The organism is Mesorhizobium sp. M2A.F.Ca.ET.037.01.1.1, assembly GCF_003998075.1.
GTDB lineage: Bacteria > Pseudomonadota > Alphaproteobacteria > Rhizobiales > Rhizobiaceae > Mesorhizobium.
This window is the reverse complement of the sequence record NZ_RZSA01001227.1, coordinates 1-1,707: the sequence shown is the minus strand read 5'-3', so window position 1 is coordinate 1,707 and position 1,707 is coordinate 1. Positions and strand designations below refer to the sequence as shown.

Annotated in this window: 1 protein-coding gene and 1 pseudogene; both read right to left on the bottom strand. The window is 63.9% G+C overall.

What is annotated here, in order from left to right; genetic code table 11:
* Positions 1–1,288, bottom strand: a 1,288-nt coding sequence (locus tag EOA27_RS35380; protein WP_127258606.1) for a hydantoinase B/oxoprolinase family protein, incomplete at its 3' end; no start/stop codon positions are given.
* 1 nt (position 1,289) lies between these two features.
* Positions 1,290–1,707 (bottom strand): annotated as a pseudogene (locus tag EOA27_RS35375) (hydantoinase/oxoprolinase family protein); the annotation flags it as partial.

The following is a 1,707-nucleotide window of genomic DNA, read 5'->3' as shown; positions in this document are numbered from 1 at the left end:
CCGGAAAAGCCTGCTCCATGATCTCGACCGGCGGCGACTTCGAAATACCGATGGTCGAGCAGCCATTGCTCAAGCCGTCATGGCCGGCATTGCCGCCATAGCCGCCGCCGGAGATCTGGTACATGACATAGTCGCGGCCGCGCGCCGGATCGTTGCCGCCGAGCGCGAAATTGCCGCTGGAGCCGGCGGGCGCCGCCGTCACCTTCTTGGGCAGCGCCTGCACCATCGCCGCGAATACCGCTTCCGCGATGCGCTGTGATACTTCGGCAGCGCAGCCCGACACGGGCCGAGGATATTTGGCGTCGAGGAACGTGCCCTCCGGCCGCTTGACTTTCAGCGGCTCGAAGGCGCCGGCGCTGATCGGCACCTCCGGAAAAATATGCCGCATGGCGAGGTAGACGGACGACAAGGTCGTCGCCAGCACGCTGTTCATCGGCCCGGCGCAGGGTTTTGAAGAGCCGGCAAAGTCGAAGGTCAGTGTATCGCCCTGTTTCTCGACGGCCAGATTGATGGTCAACGGCTCGTTCACCACGCCGTCGGAATCGACGAAGGCCTGCGAGCGGTAGACGCCGTCGGGGATGACGGCGATCGAAGAGCGCATCTGCTCGGCGGCGCGGCGGCGCAGTTCCGCGATCGCTTCGACTGCGGTTTCGTCACCGTAACGATCGAGGATTTCATTGAGCCTGTCCTGGCCGATCAGTAGCGCCGCGGCCTGCGCGCGGATATCGCCGATACGCTGGTCGGCGACGCGGATGTTCGAGCAGATGATGGCGTAGATCTCGGGATCGAGCACGCCCTTCTTGAACAGTTTCACCGGCGGCAGCCGCAGGCCCTCCTGCTCGACGGCGGTGGCCGAGGCCGAAAAGCCGCCGGGCACCGAGCCGCCGATATCCGGCCAATGTCCAGTGTTGGAAAGCCAGCAAAAGATTTTTCCGCCGCGATAGACCGGCATGACGAAGCGCACATCCATCAGATGCGTGCCGCCGAGATAGGGGTCGTTGACGATGTAGATGTCACCGGGCTCAGGAGCCAGGCAACGGCCGTCGGCGATCATCTCGATCACCGTCCTGGTCGAATACTGCATCACGCCGACGAACACCGGCAGGCCCTGGCTGCCTTGCGCGATCAGCGAACCGTCGACGGCCGAATAGATGCCGTCCGAGCGGTCATTGGCTTCGGCGATGACTGGCGAGAAGGCGGCGCGGGAAAAGGTCAGATCCATCTCGTCGCAGACCTGCTGCAGCGCCGCCTGCAGCACCGAAAGCGTGATCGTGTCGAGCTTTGCCATCTCAAGCCTCGCCGATGTCGATGATGATGTTGCCGTCCGCGTCCGATCGCGCCTGGTCGCCGGGTTCGAGCACCGTGGTGGCGTCCATCTGTTCCAGGATCGCCGGTCCTTCGATCACGGCATCAAACGGCAGTTTTTCGCGGGCATAGACCGGCGTGTCGTGCCAGGTGCCATGATACCAGACCGGGCGGATCTCGCGCCGCGCCTCCTCCAGCGTTGCCGCGCGGCCCGCAGGGTCGATCAGCCGCGACAGGTCGATCTGCGGCCGCACGCCGGTAACCGAGGTGTTTAGGTTGACGAGATTGGCGCGGATTTCCGGCAGCTCGACCTTGAAGCGGGCGAAATAGGCCTTCTCGAACAGAAGCTGCAGCGTTTCTCGTGAAACCGAAGAGGAGGGCAGCGGCACGTTGATGATATGC